This window comes from Falsiroseomonas sp. HC035 (assembly GCF_050563525.1).
Classification (GTDB): domain Bacteria; phylum Pseudomonadota; class Alphaproteobacteria; order Acetobacterales; family Acetobacteraceae; genus Falsiroseomonas.
On sequence record NZ_JBNXUN010000001.1, the window covers coordinates 103,751 to 118,409 of the forward strand.

At 68.7% G+C, this 14,659-nt stretch carries 12 protein-coding genes and 2 tRNA genes; 10 read left to right on the forward strand and 4 right to left on the reverse strand.

Annotated features, from left to right (window positions below):
- The first annotated feature begins 418 nt into the window (after nt 1-418).
- From gyrA to ACLF3G_RS00575, 5 genes are all read left to right on the forward strand, one after another.
- The gene (gene gyrA / locus ACLF3G_RS00555; RefSeq protein ID WP_430667361.1) at nt 419-3,205 is read left to right on the forward strand and encodes a DNA gyrase subunit A; all 2,787 of its coding nucleotides are present in this window, start codon (nt 419-421) and stop codon (nt 3,203-3,205) included.
- The gene (gene coaD / locus ACLF3G_RS00560; RefSeq protein WP_430667362.1) at nt 3,198-3,719 is read left to right on the forward strand and encodes a pantetheine-phosphate adenylyltransferase; all 522 of its coding nucleotides are present in this window, start codon (nt 3,198-3,200) and stop codon (nt 3,717-3,719) included. The genes gyrA and coaD overlap by 8 nt, the downstream gene beginning before the upstream one ends.
- Before the next feature lie 53 nt (nt 3,720-3,772).
- Nucleotides 3,773-4,303, forward strand: a complete 531-nt coding sequence (locus ACLF3G_RS00565; RefSeq protein ID WP_430668122.1) for a peptidylprolyl isomerase — start codon at nt 3,773-3,775, stop codon at nt 4,301-4,303.
- Nucleotides 4,304-4,346: 43 nt separating this feature from the next.
- Nucleotides 4,347-4,907, forward strand: a complete 561-nt coding sequence (locus ACLF3G_RS00570; protein WP_430667363.1) for a peptidylprolyl isomerase — start codon at nt 4,347-4,349, stop codon at nt 4,905-4,907.
- A 38-nt stretch (nt 4,908-4,945) separates the two neighbouring features.
- Nucleotides 4,946-5,018 (forward strand) — tRNA-Lys (locus ACLF3G_RS00575).
- Between the two features lie 39 nt (nt 5,019-5,057).
- Here the strand turns inward: ACLF3G_RS00575 and ACLF3G_RS00580 are convergent.
- Entirely contained in the window at nt 5,058-6,338 is a 1,281-nt protein-coding gene (locus ACLF3G_RS00580; protein WP_430667364.1) for a DEAD/DEAH box helicase, read from the reverse strand.
- Between the two features lie 312 nt (nt 6,339-6,650).
- Complete coding sequence (locus tag ACLF3G_RS00585) at nt 6,651-7,631, reverse strand: LysR family transcriptional regulator (RefSeq protein ID WP_430667365.1); 981 nt, start codon at nt 7,629-7,631, stop codon at nt 6,651-6,653.
- 69 nt (nt 7,632-7,700) lie between these two features.
- On the opposite strand from ACLF3G_RS00585, the gene ACLF3G_RS00590 reads away from it, so the two are divergent.
- Together ACLF3G_RS00590 and ACLF3G_RS00595 are read left to right on the forward strand one after the other, a co-directional pair.
- A complete protein-coding gene (locus ACLF3G_RS00590; RefSeq protein ID WP_430667366.1) occupies nt 7,701-8,102 on the forward strand; it encodes a hypothetical protein in 402 nt (133 codons plus the stop codon).
- 27 nt (nt 8,103-8,129) lie between these two features.
- Entirely contained in the window at nt 8,130-8,777 is a 648-nt protein-coding gene (locus tag ACLF3G_RS00595) for a DUF2306 domain-containing protein (protein WP_430667367.1), read from the forward strand.
- A 469-nt stretch (nt 8,778-9,246) separates the two neighbouring features.
- Here ACLF3G_RS00595 and ACLF3G_RS00600 read toward each other — a convergent pair.
- A tRNA-Ser gene (locus ACLF3G_RS00600) sits at nt 9,247-9,336 on the reverse strand.
- Nucleotides 9,337-9,528: 192 nt separating this feature from the next.
- Between ACLF3G_RS00600 and ACLF3G_RS00605 the strand changes: the two genes are divergently transcribed.
- From ACLF3G_RS00605 to ACLF3G_RS00615, 3 genes are read left to right on the forward strand one after another with little or no spacing between them, the layout of a single operon-like run.
- Nucleotides 9,529-10,281 (forward strand): SDR family NAD(P)-dependent oxidoreductase, encoded by a 753-nt coding sequence (locus tag ACLF3G_RS00605; RefSeq protein ID WP_430667368.1) that lies wholly within the window; start codon nt 9,529-9,531, stop codon nt 10,279-10,281.
- A complete protein-coding gene (locus tag ACLF3G_RS00610; protein ID WP_430667369.1) occupies nt 10,269-11,819 on the forward strand; it encodes a hypothetical protein in 1,551 nt (516 codons plus the stop codon). The genes ACLF3G_RS00605 and ACLF3G_RS00610 overlap by 13 nt, the downstream gene beginning before the upstream one ends.
- A gap of 23 nt (nt 11,820-11,842) precedes the next feature.
- On the forward strand, nt 11,843-13,288 hold the full coding sequence (locus tag ACLF3G_RS00615; RefSeq protein WP_430667370.1) for an amidase: 1,446 nt from the start codon (nt 11,843-11,845) through the stop codon (nt 13,286-13,288).
- Here ACLF3G_RS00615 and ACLF3G_RS00620 read toward each other — a convergent pair.
- Entirely contained in the window at nt 13,188-14,609 is a 1,422-nt protein-coding gene (locus ACLF3G_RS00620) for a glycosyltransferase family 4 protein (RefSeq protein WP_430667371.1), read from the reverse strand. The two genes, ACLF3G_RS00615 and ACLF3G_RS00620, sit on opposite strands and share 101 nt — an antisense overlap.
- Nucleotides 14,610-14,659: the final 50 nt, after the last annotated feature.

The window sequence follows — 14,659 nt, forward strand, 5'->3', positions numbered from 1 at the left end:
CTTTCGGCCACGGCGGCGTACTCCTCGGCCGAGTCCGGGCGGGCCAGCCTGGGCTACGGCCGGTAGCCTCAGTGGATGTGGCGGCCGAAGCTCTGTTCCAGTTGCGGGTAGCCGCGCGCCAACTTGCCCAGCAGCAGGTCGATACAGGGCAGCGTCACGCGCCAGCCGCCCGCGACGGCGTAGCCGCCATGCCAACTTGCCGCATCTCCGCCTGGCTCCTGCGACCCATGTCCTCAGTTGCTTCAGGCCGGCATGAGCCACGAGTGAAGCGGCAGGGCGCAACTAACGGCACATTGCGGGCCGTTTCCGGCCAGGAATTGGCCTTGGGAGGGGCTGCACCCTTCCGCCGGGGCGCGGAATTGCCTAATCCACAACCCGCGAGACCCGGCTGCGTCCGGCCAAGCATGAGGATTGCGCGTTGAGCGACACGTCACCGCCGCCTGGCGACCCCAAGGGGCCGGGCCACGACATCGCACCGGTTGGTCTCGAGACCGAGATGCGCCGGTCCTACCTCGACTACGCCATGTCGGTCATCGTCGCGCGCGCCCTGCCGGATGCGCGGGACGGGCTGAAGCCGGTGCACCGGCGCATTCTCTATGCCATGCACGAATCCGGCTACACCGCGGACAAGCCGCACCGGAAATCGGCCCGCGTCGTCGGCGACGTGATGGGCAAGTACCATCCGCATGGCGACGCCTCGATCTATGATGCGACAGTGCGGATGGCGCAGTACTTCTCCATGCGCGTGCCGCTGATCGATGGCCAGGGCAATTTCGGCTCCATGGACGGCGATCCGCCGGCGCAGATGCGCTACACGGAGGTCCGCCTGGCGCGTGCCGCGACGGCGCTGCTGGAAGGGATCGACGAGGACACCGTCGACTTCCAGCCGAACTACGACGAATCGGAAAGCGAGCCGCGCGTCCTTCCGGCCTCCTTCCCGAACCTGTTGGTCAACGGCGCGCAGGGCATCGCCGTCGGCATGGCCACCAACATCCCGACGCACAATCCGGGCGAGGTGATCGACGCGGCGCTGGCCCTGATCCGGGATCCGGATACCAGCCTCGACGAGCTGATGAAGATCATGCCGGGGCCCGACTTCCCGACCGGCGGACTGATCCTGGGACGCTCCGGCATCCGCAATGCCTTCGAGACCGGCCGGGGCTCCATCCCGCTGCGTGCGCGCGCGACGATCGAGGAGATGCGCGGCGGGCGATCCATGATCGTGGTCACGGAAATCCCCTACCAGGTCAACAAATCCACCCTGATCGAGAAGATCGCGGAACTGGTCCGCGCCAAGGCGGTGGAAGGCATCTCCGACCTGCGCGACGAGTCCGACCGCGACGGCCTGCGCATCGTCGTCGAGCTCAAGAAGGATGCGACGCCGGAGGTGGTGCTGAACCAGCTCTATCGCTTCACGCAGTTGCAGACCTCCTTCGGCGTGAACTTCGTGGCACTGGATGAGGGCCGGCCGCGGCTGATGGGGCTGCGCGACGCGCTGATGGCGTTCCTGCGTTTCCGCGAGGACGTCATCCTGCGGCGGTCCCGCTTCCGCCTGAACAAGGCGCGTGACCGAGGCCACCAGTTGATCGGCCTCGCCATCGCGGTGGCGAACATCGATGCCGTGATCGCGCTGATCCGCGCGGCGCCGGATGCGGCGACGGCGCGGGCGCAGCTGATGACGCGGGACTGGCCGGCGGCCGATGTGGCGCCGTTGCTGGAGTTGGTGGACGACGTCCGCAACACCTTGGCGCCGGACGGCACGGTGCGGCTGACCGAGGACCAGGCGCGCGGCATCCTCGAATTGCGCCTGCAGCGCCTGACCGGGCTGGAGCGGGAGAAGATCAACGCGGAACTCGCGGAGGTCGCCGGCACCATCAAGGACCTGCTCGACATCCTGTCCTCCCGCCCCCGGCGGATGGACCTGATGACGCAGGAGCTGATCGCGGTGCGGGCGCAGATCGCCGTGCCGCGCATGACCGACATCGTCGACGGAATCGCCGACCAGGACGACGAGAGCCTGATCGAGCCGGGCACCATGGTGGTGACGCTGACGCGCGACGGCTACGTGAAGCGCACCGGGCTCGACGTGTTCCGCAGCCAGAACCGCGGCGGCCGCGGGCGTTCCGGCGCGGCGACGCGGGAAGATGACATCGTCGTCCGCAGCTTCGTGGCGCACACGCACCAGTGGGTGCTGTTCTTCACCAGCCGTGGCATCGCCTTCCGGGAGAAGATCTGGCAGTTGCCGGAAGGCGGCGCCACCGGCCGCGGCCGCAGCCTGCGCCAGGTGCTGCAGTTGCAGCAGGACGAGAAGGTGACGGCGGTGCTGCCGCTGCCGCAGGACGAGTCGCTGTGGGAGAACCTGCACCTGGTCTTTGCGACCGCGCAGGGCAACGTCCGGCGCAACAAGCTTTCGGACTTCCGCAATGTCCGCGCCGTCGGGCTGATCGCGATGAAGCTGGAGGAGGGCGACAGCCTGATCGGCGTCGCCACCTGCCGCGAGGGTGACGACGTGATGCTGGCGACCCGCAACGGCCGCTGCATCCGCTTCCAGGCCGAGGCGGACCAGCTCCGCGTCTTCGCCGGGCGTGATTCCAGCGGCGTGCGTGGGATCCGGCTGATCAACGGCGATGCGGTGATCTCGCTGGCCGTTCTGCGCCATGCCGAGGCGTCGCCGGATGAGCGCGCAACCTATCTGCGCCACAGCGCTCAAAAGCGGCGCGCGGCCGGGGAGGAGGTTGCCTCCGAGGCTGAGGCGGCCTCCGAGGAGGTCGAGGAGGTCTCCGGCACGGTCCAGCCGGTGCCGCCGGAGCGTCTGGCCGAGATGGAGGCGGCCGAGGAGATCCTGGTGGTCGTCACCGACCGTGGCTTCGGCAAGCGCACCTCGGCCTACGAATACCGGGTTACGGGTCGCGGGGGGCAGGGTATCGCCAACATCAACCTGACCCCGCGCACGGGGCGGGAAGTGGTGGCGACCTTCGCGGTGCGGGAAGGCGACGGAGTCATGCTGGTGACCGATGGCGGCCGCCTGATCCGCTTGCCGGCCGACCAGATCCGCATCACCGGCCGCGGCGCCATGGGCGTGACGCTGCTGCGCCTGGGCGACAGTGAGCGGGTAACGTCCTGCTTCCCGGTGGTCGAAGAGGTCGAGGTCGCGACCGAAATCCCCACCGAAATCGCACCGCCGGAGGGCAGCACCGATGGCTGAGTGGCGCACCGGGATCTATCCCGGCACCTTCGACCCGGTAACCAACGGCCACCTGGACGTCATTGCCCGCGCCGCGCGGCTGGTGGATCGCCTGGTGGTGGGCGTCGCCATCAATGCCGGAAAGGGACCGCTGTTTCCACTCGATGAGCGGGTGGAACTGGTCAAAGCGGAGACCGACACCATCTCAGCGGCGGTCGGCTCGGAGATTGTCGTGGTGCCGTTCACCGGGCTGCTGGTGGAGTTCGCGCGGCAGTCGCAGGCGCGGATGATCATCCGCGGGCTGCGGGCGGTGACCGATTTCGACTACGAATTCCAGATGGCGGGGATGAACCATCGGCTGGCGCCGGATGTCGAGACGGTGTTCCTGATGGCCAGCGAAACGAACCAGTTCATCTCCTCGCGCTTTGTCAAGGAAGTCGCGACGCTAGGGGGGGATGTGTCCTCCTTCGTGCCGAAACTGACCCTCGAACGCACGCTGGCGCGCGTGCGCAACCGCAAGGACGCCGCTGAATGACCGGGATTACCTTCCTCCGCCGCGGCCTGCTGGGTGCGGCGCTCGCCGCGCCGATGCTCGTGGGGCGCTCTGCGGTGGCCCAGGGGGCGGCGCAGACCGATCCGGAGAACACGCTGTTCCTGGAGCTGAAGGATGGTCGCGTGACGATCCAGCTGCTGCCGGATCTGGCGCCGCGGCATGTCGAGCGCATCAAGCTGCTGGCGCGGCGCAATTTCTACGACAACACGCCGTTCCACCGCGTGATCGAAGGCTTCATGGCGCAGGGTGGCGACCCGAGCGGCACCGGCACGGGTGGCTCCGACCTGCCGAACCTGGCGGCGGAGTTCACCCCCGCCAACCGCGCCCGCTTCCTGCGCGGCACCTGCGGCATGGCGCGGACGGCGCAGCCGAACACTGCCAACAGCCAGTTCTTCATCATGTTCGCGCCGGCGCCGAGCCTGGATGGGCAGTACACCATCTGGGGGCGCGTGGTCGCGGGGATGGAAGCCGTGGACAAGATCAAGCGCGGCCAGGGCCAGGGCGGCATCGTGCCGCCGCCGCCCGACCGCATCCGGGCCATGCGCGTCGCGGCGGATGTGCGCTAAGGACCCGGCGCTCCCTACGGAAACCCAGGAAAGGACCATGACGATGAGCGCCACGATCGACCCCGAGAACACCCTGCTGCTGGAACTCGACAGTGGCGTCGTGACCATCGAGCTGCTGCCGGAGCTTGCACCGAAGCATGTCGAGCGGATCAAGGCGCTGGCCACCGCCGGCTTCTACGACGGCACGCCCTTCCACCGCGTGATCGACGGCTTCATGGCGCAGGGTGGCGACCCCACCGGCACCGGCACCGGCGGGTCCGAGCATCCCGACCTGCAGGCCGAGTTCACGCCGCCGGCCAAGGCGAAGTTCGTGCGGGGTGTCTGCGGTATGGCGCGCACCAACAACCCGAACAGCGCCAACAGCCAGTTCTTCATCATGTTCGCGCCCGCGCCGAGCCTTGATGGCCAGTACACCATCTGGGGCCGTGTCGCCGAGGGCATGGACCTGGTCGACAAGATCAAGCGCGGCCAGGGCCCGAACGGCCTGGCGCGGGAGCCGGACCGCGTGAAGTCGATGCGCGTCGGCAGCGCCGCAACTTCGGCCGCGACGCCCGCCGAAGGGGTTGCCGAAGGGGTTGACAGCACCCCGGCCGCCGACGCCTAACACCGCTGCGCGCGTGCCACCTCGGCACACGCCACCCCGAGCCCGTAGCTCAGCCGGTAGAGCACGTGACTTTTAATCATGGGGTCGTGGGTTCGAGTCCCACCGGGCTCACAATCGGTCTCAGGCCTTCGGCGCGACCGAGCGCGCCAATCAGGCTGCCTTGACCGCCGCGCGCGCCATGAGCTTCTCTTCCTCGGTCCAGATTTTGCGCTCGCGCTTTTCCTGTGGCTTGATGTCCTTGACCGGCGCGCCACCCAGCACGGGCGGGCGTAGCGTCGAGTTCCGCGCCGCTTCCGAATGCCACGGGTGATCGGCCTGCACGGTCAGGGCACGACCGATTTCCCGCTCCACATCACGCAGCCAGGCGCGCTGCTCGGCGTCGCATAGCGTGATGGCGAAGCCGCCGCGCCCGGCGCGCCCGGTTCGACCGATGCGGTGGACATAGCTTTCCGGCAAGCTCGGCAGGTCATGGTTGAAGACATGCGTGACGGTGTCGACGTCGATGCCTCGGGCCGCGATATCCGTCGCGACCAGGACCTGCACGGTGGCACTCCGGAAAGCGTTCAGCGCGCGCTCCCGCTGGCCCTGAGACTTGTTTCCGTGCAGCGCCTCCGCCGTGATGCCCGCCTCGTTGATGAAGGCGCAGACATCGTTGGCGATGGTCTTCTGCAAGGTGAACACCACGGCCTGACCGATCCCGGGCGTCCGCAGCAGCGCCAGCAGCGCAGCCCGCTTGTCGGCGGCATCGACGAACATGACCGACTGCTCGATCCGGTCCACCGTGGTCGAGGGCGGCGCGATCTCGACCTTCTCCGGATCGCGCAGCAGGCTCTCGGCCAGCGAGGCGATGGATTTCGGCATCGTCGCCGAGAACAGCAATGTCTGCCGATCCTTCGGCAGCGTCGCGACGATGCGCTCGATCGGCCTGGCGAAGCCCATGTCGAGCATCTGGTCAGCCTCATCAAGCACCAGCGCTTCGATCTGCGACAGGTCGCAGAGGCCCTGGTCGATCAGGTCCAGCAAGCGCCCTGGCGCGGCGACGATGATGTCCACGCCGTCCCTGAGCGCATTGACCTGGTGGAACTGGCTTACGCCGCCGAAGATCGTCGTCACGCTCTGCTGCAGGTGGCGTCCGAAGTTCTCGAAGCCGCTGGCGATCTGGGAGACCAGTTCGCGCGTGGGGGCCAGGACCAGGACTCGGGCGCCGCCTCGGGGTGCCGGGCGAGGCGCGGCCGCGAGGCGGTGCAGCAGCGGCAGCGCGAATGCGGCGGTCTTGCCCGTGCCGGTCTGGGCCAGGCCCAGCAGGTCGCGACCCTCCAGCAGCATCGGGATCGACCGGGCCTGGATCGGGGTGGGCGTGGCGTAACCTTCCTCGGCCAGCGCGCGCAGCAAGGGCGGCGCAAGGATGAGTTCGGCAAAGGTCGTGGGCATAATGAAGCGGCGCCTCCGGCGCTCGGTAAAGCTGCGCCGGTTGGGGGCTTCGCTGGTTTGAAGGCGCGCCTTTACGGGCGATGCTGCACTGCGTCAACGCGGCGACCGCGGGCAGTGGCACCCGGGTAGGCCCGTGGCAAACTGGCGGATGGGGTTGGATTTGATCGAGGCGGTCACCCGCAGCTTTTGCAGGCCTTCGATACCGTCTGAAGCGGGCCGCCCAGGCCAAGGCGAAAGGCGGTTCGGCTTGGCGAAGCGGGGCAAAGCTGGCGGCCCGGTACAACCAGATGCGAACCACCTCAGGCAGCGAGGTCAGCTCTGCTGCGACAGCGCATCGGCCAGCAGGTCGAAGACGACCCGCACACGCCGGCTGGTGTGCAGTTCCCGATGTGTGACAAGCCAGATGGGGAAGATGATGGGCGCCGCCTCGGGTAGCACGCGACATACCCGTGGCTCCGCATCGCCCACCGCTTCCGTGGCGAAGCCGATGCCCACGCCCTGCTTCACCAATTCCCAATGCACCAGGTAGCTGTCCACCTGAACCGGCAATTGCTGCGCCGTCAGATGCAGGCCCAGGGCGCGCCCGCCTTCGATGAAGTCCGCGGCTTCCCCGAAGGCCACGAACTGCGCCCGCTTTAGATCATCCCAGCCCCGGGGATGGCCCAGCTTGCTGAGATGGCTTGGGCTCGCGTAGGGGCGGCCCCGATCCTCCCCCACCTTGCGGGCGATGAGTTCCGGCTCACGCGGTTCGAAGTTGCGGATGGCAATGTCGGCCTCGCGCCGCAGCAGATCGGCCGTGCGATCGGTCGCGCGGATTTCCACCGTGATGCCCGGATGTGCCGCGCGCAGCCTGGCGACGATGGGAGGCATGACGTGCGCCGCACAGGCTTCGGTGGCGGTAATCTGAATCGGGCCTTCAATCCGCTGCGACACCCCGGTGGCGGCCAGGCCCAAGCGGCCGGCGGCCTCGCCCATCGCGCGCACATGGTCCAGCAACGTCCCGGCGGTTGGCGTCAGCACGAGGCCGCGACCGGCCCTTTCGAAGAGAGCAACACCAAGCTCACGCTCCAGCGCCGCGATCTGGCGGCCGAGCGTCGGCTGGGTGAGGCCGAGGGCCCGCGCCGCGGCGGAGAGTGAACCTGCCTCGGCAGTCGCGAGGAAGGCCCGGATGCGATTCCAATCGAGCGGTGTGGCGTTCCAATCCATACGTCCTTGTATGGATGATGACCGGATTTCGCCAGTTCCCCGCGTATTGCCGCATGGGTACGTCATCAGCCTCACGACGCCAGGCATTCTGGTGCGCGCCCGACCCGCACACGACTGCCTTGCCCAACGAGACGAATGAAATCCGCGGAGACAATCATGCGCATTCGACCGATCGCATCCCTCACTGGGGCGCTTGCCCTGCTGGCCGGATGTGCGGCCACCGTAAGTCAGGACAGGCTGGAGCAACGCACGGCCCAAGCCATCGGCCGAACCGTCGGCCAGTTCGCCATCATCGACCGCAGCGAAGAGGCCGGAGGCCGCATCAACTACACCGTCGACACGCGCGATGGGGCGGCCTACCGCTGCTACCTCTACGGGACTACCGGCCTTCAGAATGCCGTCAGCTTTGGGCAGATACCGCATTCCGACGCGATCTGTACTGCCGTGGCGCGCGGCCAGAGAGAGAGCGGCAATGCCGGCCCCGCGGCCGCAGGCCAACGCGGTCGAAGCGGTGGCGGCGATTGCAACGCGTTGTTGCGGGCAGCAGGGCGATGCTGATCCGTCATCCTTGAAGCGAATTCGCCCATGATCCGCGTCTTCAGCCGGCCGATACCGCTTATTCTGGCGCTGGCCTTCTGCACCTTCATTCCAGTGATGCTGGCCGCTGTCCGCGTGGTGCAGATCCCACTTGGCGCAGTGCCCGAGGACAGCCTGCGGCTGACCTCCGTTCCCACCGCCTATTTCCTTCACGCAGTCGCGGGCTCGCTGTTCGGCTTCCTCGGGCCGCTGCAGTTTGTCCGCGCCCTTCGTCGCCACTTCGGGACTCTGCACCGCCTGACCGGGCGGATCTTTGTGCTTGCGGGCGTGGGGTTGGCGCTGTCGGGGCTGGCGCTGCTGCTGCAGGTCGAGAGCATCGCAACCGGGCTTCTGGATGCCGCACGCGGGGTCTTTGGCCTGGTGCTGATTGCAGCGCTCACGCTGGGGGTGGTTGCGGCGCGGGCCCACGCCACGCTTCGGCACCGCGCTTGGATGATCCGCGCCTATGCCGTTGGCATGGGGCAGGGAACTGTCGCGCTGATCTTGTTCCCCGTCTACCTGATCAACGGAGAACCACCCACGGGGCTATCCACTGACATCGCGGTTGTCGGCACGTGGCTGCTTGCAATCGCCATGGGTGAATGGGTCGTCCGCAGGCTTGCATCCTTCAACCGCCGTAGCCCGTCAGCACCGTGACCCGACCAGCGCTGCGGCGGGCGAAAGCACATGAACATCGGCCAGGCAGACGACCACAATGAACAGGACGTAGAGCATCGATCCGTCAGACGTTTCAGATGATCTCCACCAAACCTCAACTCGGTTTAGCGCAGATGCGGGTCAATATTTCACGCCTGCCGCAGACGCCCGGGTGCGCGGGACCGCCTTCAGCCGCGTAATGCCGGTGCTGCCTCGAACGAACATCAGCGCGCCGCTGACGACAGCATCGTCCCCGGCCTGGCTTTTACAGGTGGTGGCACATCGCAGGAGATCCGCGCTGCGGCGAGCGAGCACACACGCGACGCAGGCGTCACCCGGGTGCCGTCATTATGCGTAGGTCGGCGGATCGTCGATACGCTCACCGATGGTGCAGCGCGGCTTCGATGCCAGCCTGGGTGCTTGCGCGCCTGAGCGGAAGGCGAAGTAGCGACGCGAGCCAGAGCGAAACTGGCGGATGGGGTGGGATTCGAACCCACGGTAGGCTTGCACCCACGGCGGTTTTCAAGACCGCTGCCTTAAACCACTCGGCCACCCATCCTTCGGGCCGCGCCGGAGCACGGCGCCGACGGGGTCCTGTATAGCCGCAACGCCATCCTGGCGAAATCTCCCAACCCAGCCCGCCCGGGGATGATCGCGCGGCGGAAGCGTGACAGGTTGGCGGGGATGCCGGCTGCTGCAGCGCCTGCTGCAAATCGATGCCACGCCGGATGCCACAGCGGGAGACGGAGTGATGTCAGAGACAAGGAAGGTTGCCGTCGTGACCGGCGGCGCCCGCGGCATCGGCCGCGGCTGCGTGCTCGCCCTGGCGGCGCGCGGCCACGACATCGTCATCGTCGACCTGCTGCGGCCGGAGATGGAACGCACCCAGGCGGAGGTCGAGGCGCTCGGCGGCCGCGTGCTGATCGAGGAGGCGGATGTCGCGGACCATGCGCGCGCACGGCAGGTCGCCGCCGCCGTGCAGGCACGGTTCGGCCGCTGCGACGTGCTGGTGAACAACGCCGGCCGCGGCAACCCGGCCGGCATCCTGGAGATCACGGAGGATGCCTTCGATCGCAGCATCGCGGTGAACCTGAAATCCTGCTTCAACTACATCCAGGCCTTCGCGCCGCTGATGCTGGAGGGTGGTGGCGGGCGGATCGTCTCCATGTCCTCGCTGAATGCACATACCGGCGGCGTCACCAGCGCAGTCTCGAAATTCTCGTACGCTGCGGCCAAGGCCGGCATCATCGGGATGACGCGGGCTCTGGCCAAGGAACTGGGTCCGACCATCGCCATCAACGCGGTCTGCCCCGGCGTGATCGAGACAGAGGTCGGCAACAGCCTGACCAGGGCGCGCGGCCCGGAACTGGCCGCGAAGATCACGCTGGGCCGCCTCGGCACGCCGGCGGATGTCGCGCAACTGGTCGTCTTCCTCGCCACCGCGGAGCCCTTCTTCATCACCGGCCAAGCCATCACCATCGACGGGTTCCAGTGGGAGATCTGAAGCCGGGGCCGGGCTGGACTCTCATCTCCCTGCTGCCGGCGATCTTCTTCCTGGCCGTGGTCCTGGCGCCGCCGCTGAACCAGGACGTCGCGGCCGTGCTCAGCTTCGCCGAGCGGATGGTCGCGGGCGAGGCGCTGTACGCGCATCTCATTGACGTCAATCCGCCCCTCATCTTCCTGCTCAACCTGCCGGCCGCGTGGCTTGGCGCCTGGACGCCGCTCTCGGCCGTGCAGGCGCTACACCTGCTGCTGCTGGCCTTCTGCGCCGGGATTATCCTGCTGTGCCTCCGCCTGCGCCGTCCCGGCACGGGGCCGGTCGAGGACGCCATGCTGCTGGCGCTGCTGCCGCTGAACCTCCTGCTCGCAGGCTATGATTTTGGGCAGCGCGAACACCTGATGGCAGTGGCCGCCTTGCCATACCTTTTCCTGGCGGAGCGACGGGCGGAGGGAGTGCGCACCGGGCCTGGCCTGGTTGCCGTGGTCACGCTGGTCGCAGCCACCGGCTTCGCCCTCAAGCCGCATTTCCTGGCGGTTCCGGCGCTGGTGGAGGCGCTTTTGCTCGGCGTCGCGCTGCGGCAGGGGCGCCTGAGGCAGGCCGTGTGGGATTCCGTGCCATGGGGCCTTGGGGTGCTGTGGCTGGCCTACCTGGCGCTCATCGGCTTCGGCTTTCCCGAGTATTCCGGCATCATCCTGCCGCTGGTGCGGAGCGATTACCTCGGCTTCGCCGACCCGTCCCTCGGCCAGGCGCTGATGACGGTGCACCTGTTCACGGCGACGGTGGCGACCCTCGCCCTGCTGGCTTTTGCGATCGCGGCGCGTGCGGGCACCCTGGGCTGGCTGCCGCGGCTATTGGCGGCGGCGACCTTCGGCGCCCTGGCCGCGGCACTGGTCCAGCTCAAGGGCTGGAGCTACCAGGTCGTCCCGGTCTGGATGTTCGCCGGCCTGTTCGGCGGCATCGTCGCGGCGCGGGCTGCGGACCGCGTCCTGGCGCAGCGTGCCGCCCATCGTCTCGCGCCCCTGATGGCAGCGGGCTTCTGCCTGGCCCTGGCACTGTTCCTCATCCGGGCAGGAGAGGCGCCGTGGCGCCAGTTCCGCTACGACGATTCACCCGCCGGCCGCCTGGCCGCATGGCTGCGGGAACGGGCGCCGGGGGAGGACGTCATGGCGCTGTCGCCGGACATCCATCCCGCCTATCCCGCGATGAACTACGCCGGCAACCGACCCGTCTTCCGCTTCATGAGCACCTGGCTGTTGCAGGCCGCCTATGCCACCTGCCCGGCGGATGGCAGCCGCTTCCGCGCGGTGGAGCAGATGGGGCAGGCGGAGCGCTTCCTGTTCGACGCCGTCGCGCAGGATCTTGCAGCCGGCCGGCCCCGAGTCGTCCTGGTGGCGCGCGACGCCCACATCGCCTGGTGCGGCGGCCAGGCTTTCGAGATGACGGCGTATTTTGCCCGCCATCCGGCCTTCGCCGAGGCCTGGCGGGCCTATCGCCAGGCGGGTGAGATCGACGGCATCCTGCTGTTCATGCGACCGGATTGACCCATGATGTCGGAGACCTCGGGATGACCTCGCTCTGTGACCATACGGCCGTCGAGTTGCGGCGCATGATCGGCACGCGGAAGATCTCTCCCGTGGAACTGCTGCAGGACTGCATCCGGCGCATCGAGCAGGTGAACCCGGCGGTCAACGCCATCGTCGCCACCGACCATGAAGGTGGCCTCGCCGCCGCCCGCGCCGCGGAGGCGAAGGTAATGCGTGGCGAGAAGCTGGGCGCGCTGCACGGGCTGCCGGTGGGCATCAAGGACCTGAACGACACCGCCGGGCTGCGCACCACCTACGGCTCGCCGATGTTCCGCGACCATGTGCCGCAGCGCGACGAACGCGTGGTGGCGGCGCTGCGGCAGGCCGGCGCCATTATCCTGGCCAAGACCAACACGCCGGAATTCGGCACCGGCGGCAACACCATCAACGAGGTCTACGGCGCCACCGGCAACGCCTTCGACCCGGCACTGTCCTGCGCCGGCTCCAGCGGCGGGTCGGGCGTCGCGCTGGCGACCTCCATGCTGCCGCTCTGCACCGGCTCGGACACCGGCGGGTCGCTGCGCAAGCCGGCGGCGTGGTCCGGCGTGGTGGGGTTCCGCCCAAGCCCCGGCCTGGTTGCCTCCGAACGGCGGCGGCTGGGCTGGTCGGTGCTGTCGGTGCAGGGGCCGATGGGGCGCGACGTCGCCGACACCGCGCTGCTGCTCAGCGCCATGGCGAGCACGGACAGCCACGACCCGATGGCGAATCCACGGCCGGAGGCGATCGCGGCCCTGGCGGCGCGGCGGCCGCTGGACCTGTGTTCGCTGCGCGTCGCGATCTCCGCCGACCTCGGCTTCGCACCGGTGGCACCCAGCATCCGCCGCGTCTTCCTGGCACGAATGGCGGCACTGGCGCCGGTATTCGGGCGCTGCGAGGCGGAGGACCCGGACATGGCCGGGATCGACCGCGCCTACCGCGTCATCCGCTGCACCAACTTCCTGGCAGCCTTCCGCAAGTACCACGAGCGCGACCCGCAACTGCTCGGCGCGAACACCCGCGGCAACTACGAGGAAGGCCTGCGCTACAGCCTGTCCGACCTGGCGGAGGCGCATGCCGAGCAGACCCGCATCTACCGGGCCTTCCAGGACTTCTTCACCCGCAACGACCTGCTGCTGCTGCCCTGCCAGGCACTGACGCCGTTTCCGAAGACGCTGCCCTTTCCGACGGAGATGGAGGGGATGCCGCTGTCCGGCTACTTCGCCACCTCCGGCATCACCTACGGCATTTCAATGACCGGCCATCCGGCCATCTGCATCCCCTGCGGCCGCGACGAGAAGGGGATGCCGTTCGGGCTGCAGGTCGTCGGGCCACGTGGCGCCGATGGCTTCACGCTGGATGCAGCGCTGGCGCTGGAGGCGCATTTCCAGGCGTTGCCGGACTTCGCACGGCCGCTGCCGGACCTGGCCCGGCTCCAGGCGGCCGCATAGGACGGGGCGCGGCGTTCCGGGCTGACGGCCGGGCCGGAAGCTCGGCCAGGAAGTTCAGCACGGCATCGACATGCGCAGGCCAGCCTGGCGCCTCCCATCCCGCCAATCGGCGCAACTGCGCCAGCCGGCGCGGTGCGGCAGGCGCGGCGTAGTGCTGCACCGCCCGAAGCCAGGCGAGGGTGTTCAGCGGGTCCAGGTACTCCGCAACCGGGCCGGCGATCTCGCGGTGCGCGGCGATGTCGCTGCACAGCACCGGCGTGCCACGGGCCAGCGCCTCCGCCACCGGCAGGCCGAAACCCTCGATAAAGGAGGGCATGAGCAGAGCACGGGCATTGTCGAGCAGCGCAGCCACCACACCGTCGGAGACGCGCCCGAGTTCCAGCACATGCGGCCGCAACCGCGCGCAGCGTTCCAGCAGGTCCACCACCTGTTCATTGTCCCAGCCGCGATTGCCGACGATGACGAGGCGCGGAACCGGTTGCCCGGCGGGCGTCGCCACCACCAGTTGCCGCCACAGATGCAGCAGCATCAGGTGGTTCTTGCGCGGCTCGATCGTGCCGAGGCAGAGAAAATAGGGCGCGCCGGTGGCAAGGGCGGGCGGCAGCGCTGCGGCGTGGCGCCGCACCACCCCCAGGGGCACCGACAGCATGGGCAGGCCCGGCGGCAGCAGCGGGCGCAAAGCATCCGCCGTCGCCGCTGAATTCGCCAGCACCGCGCTGGCGTGTGCAGCGATCGTGGCGATCCGCCGGCGGTGGCGGGCCGTCTCCGCCGCCCCGACATATTCGGGCCAATCCAGCGGGATGAGGTCATGCACCAGCGGCACGAGATTGGCGCCGGTGCGGGCCAGCAACCGCGCCACAGCCTCGGTCTTCGCCAACGGATGGTGCGACACGTTGAGGTAGATCGGGCGCGGTCCGGACCGGCCAGGTGACGGTACGCCGCGCCAGTTGGCCAGGCTGCCGGCGAAGGCGGCCAGGGCGCGGGGGGCCAGCCGGGCCAGCGTGCCTGCCTCCCAGGCCGGACCGACGGACCGCACGAGGGCTGCGGTCTGCGCATGCGGCAGAAGGCCGAACCGCCCCCGGTAATCATACGCCACGAACCGCAGGCGATCGCCGGCCTCGGCCAGCAGATGCTCGGCATAGGCGAGTTCGACGCGATCCACCCCGGTCAGCGTGCCACGGAAAACCCGCCAGAGCAGGCGCGAGACGTCCAGCCAGAGGGGGGCCTGGTCGCGCAGGTGCAGCGCCGGCGCAGCAGGCCTGGGCCGCATATCGGCGCTGGTGGCGCAGACCTGGAGAAGCGCGAGGTTGGCATTGCTCACTCCCTCACACTCCCGACGGCGAAGTGGTTTTTGAGAATGATCCGGCAATT